The sequence below is a fragment of the Oscillibacter sp. CU971 genome (assembly GCF_905219725.1).
In the GTDB taxonomy this organism is placed as follows: domain Bacteria; phylum Bacillota; class Clostridia; order Oscillospirales; family Oscillospiraceae; genus Oscillibacter.
Genome location: NZ_CAJMXG010000135.1, coordinates 1 through 7,953 on the forward strand (window position 1 = coordinate 1; position 7,953 = coordinate 7,953).

The 7,953-nt window shown below is 63.1% G+C and carries 12 protein-coding genes; 4 read left to right on the forward strand and 8 right to left on the reverse strand.

Features of this window, described 5'->3' with window-relative positions; all coding sequences use genetic code 11:
- Positions 1 to 345, forward strand: a 345-nt coding sequence (locus tag JX325_RS10025; protein WP_204791007.1) for a VTT domain-containing protein, incomplete at its 5' end; no start/stop codon positions are given.
- A gap of 183 nt (positions 346 to 528) precedes the next feature.
- Positions 529 to 1,605, forward strand: a complete 1,077-nt coding sequence (locus tag JX325_RS10030) for a glycosyltransferase (RefSeq protein ID WP_204791008.1) — start codon at positions 529 to 531, stop codon at positions 1,603 to 1,605.
- Positions 1,606 to 1,736: 131 nt separating this feature from the next.
- Here the strand turns inward: JX325_RS10030 and JX325_RS10035 are convergent, their stop codons facing one another.
- The 8 genes from JX325_RS10035 to JX325_RS10065 all read right to left on the reverse strand — a co-directional run bounded on the left by JX325_RS10035 (position 1,737) and on the right by JX325_RS10065 (position 6,388).
- Positions 1,737 to 2,372 carry a YigZ family protein gene (locus JX325_RS10035; RefSeq protein ID WP_204791009.1) on the reverse strand — a complete coding sequence of 212 codons (636 nt, stop codon included), beginning with the start codon at positions 2,370 to 2,372 and terminating at the stop codon, positions 1,737 to 1,739.
- Between the two features lie 205 nt (positions 2,373 to 2,577).
- The gene (locus JX325_RS10040; protein ID WP_243414035.1) at positions 2,578 to 2,811 is read right to left on the reverse strand and encodes a helix-turn-helix domain-containing protein; all 234 of its coding nucleotides are present in this window, start codon (positions 2,809 to 2,811) and stop codon (positions 2,578 to 2,580) included.
- 287 nt (positions 2,812 to 3,098) lie between these two features.
- On the reverse strand, positions 3,099 to 4,370 hold the full coding sequence (gene hflX / locus JX325_RS10045) for a GTPase HflX (protein WP_204791011.1): 1,272 nt from the start codon (positions 4,368 to 4,370) through the stop codon (positions 3,099 to 3,101).
- A gap of 16 nt (positions 4,371 to 4,386) precedes the next feature.
- Positions 4,387 to 4,905, reverse strand: a complete 519-nt coding sequence (locus tag JX325_RS10050; RefSeq protein ID WP_204791012.1) for a flavin reductase family protein — start codon at positions 4,903 to 4,905, stop codon at positions 4,387 to 4,389.
- 78 nt (positions 4,906 to 4,983) lie between these two features.
- A complete protein-coding gene (locus JX325_RS10055) occupies positions 4,984 to 5,226 on the reverse strand; it encodes a CatA-like O-acetyltransferase (protein WP_307819265.1) in 243 nt (80 codons plus the stop codon).
- Positions 5,223 to 5,351, reverse strand: a complete 129-nt coding sequence (locus JX325_RS18555) for a hypothetical protein (protein ID WP_307819266.1) — start codon at positions 5,349 to 5,351, stop codon at positions 5,223 to 5,225. Before JX325_RS18555 ends, JX325_RS10055 begins: the two co-directional genes overlap by 4 nt.
- A 95-nt stretch (positions 5,352 to 5,446) precedes the next feature.
- Positions 5,447 to 5,650: a 50S ribosomal protein L31 gene (gene rpmE / locus JX325_RS10060; RefSeq protein ID WP_204791013.1), complete on the reverse strand. Its 204-nt coding sequence runs from the start codon at positions 5,648 to 5,650 to the stop codon at positions 5,447 to 5,449.
- A gap of 177 nt (positions 5,651 to 5,827) precedes the next feature.
- Positions 5,828 to 6,388, reverse strand: a complete 561-nt coding sequence (locus JX325_RS10065; RefSeq protein WP_204791014.1) for an O-acetyl-ADP-ribose deacetylase — start codon at positions 6,386 to 6,388, stop codon at positions 5,828 to 5,830.
- A 156-nt stretch (positions 6,389 to 6,544) separates the two neighbouring features.
- Between JX325_RS10065 and JX325_RS10070 the strand changes: the two genes are divergently transcribed.
- Together JX325_RS10070 and JX325_RS10075 are read left to right on the forward strand one after the other, a co-directional pair.
- Entirely contained in the window at positions 6,545 to 7,303 is a 759-nt protein-coding gene (locus tag JX325_RS10070) for a MerR family transcriptional regulator (RefSeq protein WP_204791015.1), read from the forward strand.
- Positions 7,304 to 7,471: 168 nt separating this feature from the next.
- On the forward strand, positions 7,472 to 7,951 hold the full coding sequence (locus tag JX325_RS10075; RefSeq protein ID WP_204791016.1) for an RNA polymerase sigma factor: 480 nt from the start codon (positions 7,472 to 7,474) through the stop codon (positions 7,949 to 7,951).
- Positions 7,952 to 7,953: the final 2 nt, after the last annotated feature.

The following is a 7,953-nucleotide window of genomic DNA, read 5'->3' on the forward strand; positions in this document are numbered from 1 at the left end:
ATCTGGGGGTTTACCTACAACTACGTGGGCATCTGCATCGGCTCCCTCCTGGCCTTCGCCGTGGCGAAGAACTGCGGGCGGCCCCTGCTGTATCTGCTGTTCTCCGAGAAGACCATTGAAAAATACGACGCGTGGACCGAGAAGCGGGACCGCTTTGCCAAGCTCTTCTTCTGGTCCATCTTCCTGCCCATCGCCCCGGACGACTTCCTCTGCTACCTGGCGGGCACCACCACCATGACCTGGAAGCGGTACACCGCCATCATCCTCCTGGGAAAGCCCTTCAACATCGCCCTGTACAGCATGGGGCTGGTGGCCCTGTGGAAGGTGCTCTTCCCCGGCTTTTGAAAAATTTGCCGTCATAGATAGACGGTTCTCGTGTCAAACTCAACAGGAGCCAAAAAAAGCGGACAACCCGTCCGCTTGGATTTCTGCGCCCAAAATGGGAAAACCATTTGGAAAACAGGCGGACCGCGGGCCGGAAAAACGCGGAGGCCACAGCGAGGCAACCCACTGCGGCAAGGAGGCTGTATGCGCATCTACATTTACGGAGGCGGGGAAAAACTGGTGGGAAAAAGCGGCGTGGGACAGGCCATCCGGCACCAGCGGGAGTGCCTCCGGCGCTCCGGAGTGCCCACCACGGACCGCTGGACGGCGGACGCCGCCGCCATCCACGTCAACACCATCCTGCCGGACTCNGTGCTGGCCGCCCTGGGGGCCAAGCTCCGGCGGCGGAAGGTGGTTTGGTACGGCCACTCCACCATGGAGGACTTCCGTTCCTCCTTCAAAGGCTCCAACGCCCTGGCGCCCCTGTTCAAGCGCTGGATCACCTTCTGCTACGGCCTGGGGGACGTGGTGCTGACCCCCACGGAGTACTCCCGGAAGCTCCTGGAGGGCTACGGTCTGAAAAAGCCGGTGTACAGCATTTCCAACGGCGTGGACACGGAGTTTTTTAAGCCGGACTCCGCCGCCCGCTCCGCCCTCCGGGCCCGGTACGGGCTGGGGGAGGAGGAAAAGGTGGTGGTTTCCGTGGGCCACATGATCGCCCGGAAGGGCCTGCCCGAGTTTTTGGAGCTGGCCCGGAACGTCCCGGAGGCAAAATTCCTCTGGTTCGGCTGGACGAATCCCAAGCTCATCCCCCAGGAGATTGTCCGGGACATGGAGAACGCCCCGGAGAACGTGATCTTCCCCGGCTTCGTGGGCCGGGAGGAGCTGCGGGAGGCCTACCAGGGGGCGGATGTGTTTGCCTTCCTCAGCCATGAGGAGACGGAGGGCATCGTGGTGCTGGAAGCCCTGGCCTGCGGCGTGCCCACGGTTCTGCGGGACATTCCCGTCTACGACGGCTGGCTGGAGCACGGGAAGAACGTATACAAAGCGCCGTCGGAAAGCGCGTTTCAAGAGATCGTATCCGGCCTTTTGAACCACAGCCTCCCGGACCTCACCGCCGCCGGGCGGGCCGCGGCGGAGTCCCGGAGCCTGGAACAAGTAGGGCGGCGGCTGAAGGCCATCTATTTGGAGCAGCGGGTTCTGCCGCCCCTGCCCGCCGCGCTGCCGCAGACGCTGGCGTTCCCGGCGGACGCGAGGTCCCTCAACAGCCCGCGCCCCTGAAAAACGGAGGTTCCGCCAAGCCGGGAGGATGGAAAAAGCAAACGCCGGAAGGGAAGGCCCTTCCGGCGTTCGTGTCGTTGCGGCGGCGCCGCTTCGCCCGGCGTATCCCCGGATTTCCGGGGCGGACGCGTCTAAAGCGATTCCCTCGGCCCTGGTAAGTACTCCTCTCCCGCCGGGATCATTTCCAGCTTCCCCGCCGACAGCTCCGTCAGCCGCTGGGCGAAGGCCGCCGCCCCCTCCTGGGAAAAGGCGGCGTGGAGGGTCACCTCCGCCCCGTAGTCCGCGTCCCGGAGGACGCCCTCCTGGGCGGCGATTTCCAGCTTCAGCCGCTCCAAAAGCGGGTAGGGGCAGGGCACGTCCCAGAGGGTCCAGAGGCTGACCCAGGCGGTGCCTGCCGCCTCCAGGCCGTCCCTGGCCCCCCGGCCATAGGCGCGGGTCAGGCCCCCGGCCCCCAGCAGCACGCCGCCGAAGTACCGGGTGACCACGCAGCAGACGTTGGTGACCTCCTGGCGCTGAAAGACGTTCAGCATGGGCTGGCCCGCGGTGCCCTGGGGCTCGCCGTCGTCGGAGTAGCGGACCGCGCCGCCCTCCCGGAGGAGGTAGCACCAGCAGTGGTGCCGGGCGTCGTAGTGCCGCTTGCGGATTTCCTCAATTTTTGCCCGGGCCTCCGCCTCGGTCTCCACCCGCCAGAGGTTTGTGATGAAGCGGGACCTCTTTTCCGTAAACTCGGTCTCTACATCCGCAAAGGGGACGCGGTAGCCGGACATGGGCAGCACCTCATTTCTGGTTTTATGTGGGAAATAGGGGGATCAATAGGAGAGCTCTTGCAGGAGATCTCCTGCAAAAGCCGTGGTAGTCTCTGGGGAACTCCTATTGGAAGCTAGGCACTCCCTGATGGAATGGCCTGACCCCTTGGTCAGGCCATTTCCCCAGTTCTCCCCAAGACTCCGGTAGAATACCTTCCCGATTTCTTCAAGACTCCCCAGAGGGCGGCAGCATCTCCCGGACATCGGTCCGGCCCAGCAGGTAATCGGCGTTGACCTGGAAATGGTCCGCCAGGGCGCAGAAAATCTCAAGCCCAGGAAGGGCTTCGCCTAACTCAAAGCGTTGATAATGGCGCATTGCAGTACCAACCGCCTCCGCCACTTGAGTCTGAGTTTCTTTGCGTTCCTTACGCAAATCTCGCAATCTTTTACCTATTTCCATAAATTGACCTCTTGACATGACCGTTCTGTCGTACTATAATAGCATAAGACGACCGATGTGTCATTTGATATGGAGGTGCACNNTGTCCGATTTTCTGCTCNGGCNCCACGCCAACTACATCAAGCCCCAGCTGGAAACCCTTACGAAAGAAAGCGACTACGCCCTTCGCATAGAGCTCCTGCAAGGCCAGCTGGATGGCGGCGGAATGGAAGACCTGGACAGAGCCCTGGAATTCACGGCCATCCAAGCCTTCCTCCTGGGCCTGCGCACCGGGGAGGGCCTGGCCCTCAGCCGTCCGTAAACGCCTCCACCCGTCCCAGGGTCCGGGGCGTGCACACCGCCGTCACGTCGATGGCCGCCCCGTACTCCACCTTTTCCACCTTGGCCTCCTTATAGAGGAGATCCAAAAGCCCCCCCTGATCATAGGGCAGGTGAATGGTCACCCGCCGGGCCCCCTTGTCCAGCCGCCGGGCAATCATTTCCAGCAGCTTGTNCACTCCCGCGCCGCTCTTGGCGGAGATGGCGCAGATGTCCTCCCCGTGGGGCATGATCTCCCCCGGGGGCAGGAGGTCTGCTTTATTGAACACGTCGATGCGGGGCAGCTCTCCCGCCCCCAGCTCCAAAATCAGGTCCTCCACCACCCGGGCCTGGCCCTGCCAGTCCGGGTTGGACACGTCGATGACGTGGAGCAGCAAATCCGCGTATTCCAGCTCCTCCAGGGTGGCCTTGAAGGCCTCGACAAGCTGGTGGGGGAGCTTGCGGATAAAGCCCACGGTGTCGCTGAGCACCACGTCGGTGGTGTCGCTGACGTGGAGGAGGCGGCTGGTGGTGTCCAGGGTGTCGAACAGCCGGTTGTTGGCGGGGATGCCCGCCCCGGTGAGCTGATTGAGCAGTGTGGACTTCCCGGCGTTGGTATAGCCCACCAGGGCCACCACCGGGATTTCGTTTTTCCGCCGCTGGCTGCGCTGGGTGTTCCGTACCCGGCGCACGTCCTCCAGGTCCTCCCGGAGCTTGTCAATCTTCCGGTGGATGTGCCGCCGGTCGGTTTCCAGCTGAGTCTCGCCGGGGCCCTTGGAGCCGATGGGCCCGCTGCCGCTGGTGCCCGCCTGGCGCTCCAGGTGGGTCCACATGCCTGTGAGGCGGGGCAGCAGATACTGGTACTGGGCCAGCTCCACCTGGAGCCGTCCCTCCCGGGTCCGGGCCCGCTGGGCGAAGATGTCCAGAATCAGCCCGCAGCGGTCCAGCACCTGGACCCCCAGCAGCTCCGTCAGTACCCGGAGCTGGGAGGGGGAGAGGTCGTTGTCGAAGATGACCATGGTGGCCTCGGTGTTTTCGCAGTAGAGCTTTACCTCGGCGCACTTGCCTTCGCCGATGAAGGTCCGGGGGTCCGGGGAGTTCCGGTTCTGGAGGACCATGCCCACGGTCTCCCCGCCGGCGGTCTCCACCAGGGCGGAGAGCTCCTCCAGCGTGTCCTCGCCGGCGTTCTGGTCCCGCTTGAGCACGGGGGAATTCAGGCCCACCAGGACCACCTTGTCTCGAATCTTGTCTGTCTCTTGCATAGTACTTCCTTACTTGTTATTTGACGGANTAGGCCTCTACAATCTCGCCGGTGTAGACCCGGTGCCAGCCGCCCTTGGCCCCGTAGCTGGGCAGGATTTTTTCTTCTCCGGCGGGGAGCACACAGGCGGGCTCCAGGTCCTGGGCGTAGAGGGTCCGGCACACCAGCACCAGCTCCGCCTCCTCAAAGAAAGGGGCGCCGCCCGCGCCGGCGCGGACCGTCAGGCCGCACTCCTTGATTTTGTCCATGTCCCGGCCGCTCTTCGTGCCGCAGAGGGCCATGGCGTTTTTCATGTCCTTGGGGAGGACGGAGACGGTGAAATACGCCTGATCCTCCATAAACTGATAGGTGTACCGCTCCGGCCGCACGTAGACCGTGCAGGTTTGCAGACCCCACAGCCGTCCCGCCTGGCACCAGCCGATGGTCATGGTGTTGCAGCGGTCCGCCGTTCCGGCGGTGAGCAGGGCGTTTTCCGCCCCCAGGGCCGGGAGAAGCTCCCGGACGGCGGCTTGGGAATCGGTGAGATGTAAGCGCATGGCGGAGGACTCCTTTCTAAGTTCACTGCTTCCAGTATATGCGTTTCTCCAAAAAACGCAACGGGAAATTTGGATTTGTCACGGGTTCAAGGCCCGGATTTCCTCCTGGAGGTTCTCCAAAAACCGGGCGGCGTGGCCGCCGTCCAGCTGGGTGTGGTGGAACTGGAAGGAGATGGGCAGGGACGCCCGCCACAGCTTCTTCCGGTATTTCCCCCAGACCAGGAAGGGGTTGTTGCAGCATCCGGCGTAGATGTTCACCGCCCCGTCAATCTCCGTTTGGGGCAGGGCGGAGGTCNCGATGACCATGTAATCGCCGTTCAAATCATAGGGCGCGCCGGACGGGTGACGTCCAGGGTTTTCACCAGCGTCACCATGGGCATGGGGGCCCGCATCCAAAGCTGGAAGGCCTCCGCCCGGCCGGTTTGGTTCGGGTCCAGTTCTTTCATGCTTCCTCCTCAGCCGCTCCGGGCTCTGCCGGGCAAAACGCGAAAAAGAGCGCGCCGGACTACGGCGCGCTCTTTTAGCAGTGATTGTGTCGGACTCACTTGTCCAGGCCGAACCTCTTGTTGAACTTCGCGACCCGGCCGCCGGTGTCCACCAGCTTCTGCTTGCCGGTGAAGAAGGGGTGACACTTAGAGCAGACTTCCACCTTGCTATCCTTCTTGGTAGAACCTGTCTCAATCACATTACCGCAGGCGCATGTAATCGTAGTCTGCTGATAATTGGGATGGATTCCTTCCTTCATTGCTCTGTTCACCCCTTTCTAAAACGAACTTCGCCGCATAGCTTTCACCATAACAGCAACTGTCAGTATAGCACGCCGGTTTTTAAATTGCAAGCCTTTTCTTCGATTTGGGGAAGTTTATTTTTTGAGGCCCGGTTGCGTTTCCCCGCCGCCGGGTATATGATAAAAATGCAAATGTTACGCATTGCCGCCCTCCGGGGAAAGCAGCCGCTCCGCCTTCTCCCCGGCGTACCACATATTATAGGTCTGCCGGTAAATCTCCGCCGCCGCCTCCGTATGGCACACCATGCGCACCCGGCGGGGGAGCTCATGCTCCCGGAGGAAATCCATGATGGCTTTCAGGGCCACGGCGGCGGCCTGGGCCATGGGGTAGCCGTAGACCCCGGTGGAGATGGAGGGGAAATCCACGGTTTCAATGCCCTGCTCCTCCGCCAGCTCCAAACAGGAGCGGTAACAGGAGGCCAGCAGCGCCGCCTCCCCGTAAGTCCCGCCCCGCCAGATGGGGCCGGGGGTGTGGAGCACGTATTCCGCGGGGAGGTTATAGCCCCTGGTCAGCTTGGCCTGCCCGGTTTCGCAGCCCCCCAGGGTCCGGCACTCCGCCAGAAGCGACCGCCCGGCGGAGCGGTGAATGGCCCCGTCCACGCCGCTGCCCCCCAGCAGGGTGGTGTTGGCGGCGTTGACAATGGCCTGGGCGTCGGATGCTGTGATATCGCCCACGAGGATGGAAAAACGGTCCATGGCAGGGCCCTCCTTGGTTGATGAAGTGGTTATCTTCTATAGTATCGGACCTTCGCCGGGAAGGCAACAAAAATTTTTTCGGGAAATTTTCAGATTTCCCTTGACCTTGCCGTAACGTCAGCCCTTATACTGCGGTTTGTCAGGAGGGATACCGCTATGGAATACACCGTAAAAGCCCTGGCGGAGCTGGCCGGGGTGACGCCCCGGACCCTGCGCTGGTACGACCAAAAGGGCTTGCTCAAGCCCCGGCGGACCACGGAAGCGGGCTACCGCCTCTATGGCCCCGAGGAGGTGAACCGTCTCCAGGCCATTCTCTTTTACAAGGAGCTGGGGCTGGAGCTGGAGGCCGTCCGGGAAATCCTGGACGCGCCGGGCTTTGACCGTCTGGCGGCGCTGCAGAGCCACCTGGCGGAGCTGGAGGCCCGGCGGCGGAGGCTGGACGCCCTGATCCTGACGGTAGAGAAAACCATCGACGAGGCAAAAGGAGGAACCCAAATGTCCGACAAGGAAAAATTCGAGGCGTTCAAGCGCCGGGCCGTGGAGGCCAACGAGGAGCAATACGGAAAGGAAATCCGGGAACAGTACGGCCCGGAGGCCGTGGAGGAGTCCAACGCCAGGCTCCTCTCCATGACGGAGGAGGAGCACGGCCGGTGGAAGGCCCTGGAGGCGGAAATTCTCTCCGCCCTGGCCGCCGCCGTCCGGGCGGGGGAGGCCCCGGCGGGCCCGGAGGGGCGGCGCATTGCGCAGCTCCACCGCCGTTGGCTGTGCTGCACCTGGGCCAAGTACACCCCCCAGGCCCACCGGGGTGTGGCGGAGCTGTATACGGCGGACGAGCGCTTCGCCGCCTATTACGACAAGGAGGTCCCCGGCTGCGCCGCGTTCCTGCGGGATGCGGTCCGGGCCTATACAGAGTGAGCAGAGGGCCCGCCGGAAAGGCGGGCCCTTCCGCGTTTTCCGCTGGCGGCAAAATAATTTCGTCCCCCCTCAAACTTTCCGCCCACCTTTTCCGTCTATACTACAGACGCCGCCAAAGTTCAGGCGCCGGACAGGGCGGCGGGAACCCTTTCAGAAAGGAGCATCGATGTGACGAAGGAAGAAACCTTAACCTCGTTCCTCATTGAGAACCAGGCCCGGTCCTACCGGCTGGCCTACAGCGTCCTCCACGACCGGGAGGACGCCCTGGACGCGGTCCAAACCGCCGTCTGCCGGGCTTTGGAGCGCCAGGACGGCCTCCGGGACCCCGGGGCCGTGAAGACCTGGTTTACCTGCATTTTGATGAACGCCTGTACGGATATCCTGCGGCGGCGGGGCCGGGTGGTCCCCTTCCCGGAGGAGGGACCGGAGCTGGGCCAGGAGGACCCGGAGCCCGCCGACGACACATTGGCCCGGCGGGTGAACGCCCTGCCGGCGGAGGTGGGGACCGTTATCAAGCTGCGGTTTTATGAGGAGATGACCCTGAAGGAAATCGGCGAGGTCACCGGGCAGAACATCAGCACGGTGAAAAGCCGCCTGTACGCGGGGCTGAGGAAGCTGCGCGTCGCCATGGAAGGAGTGGAGATTTGATG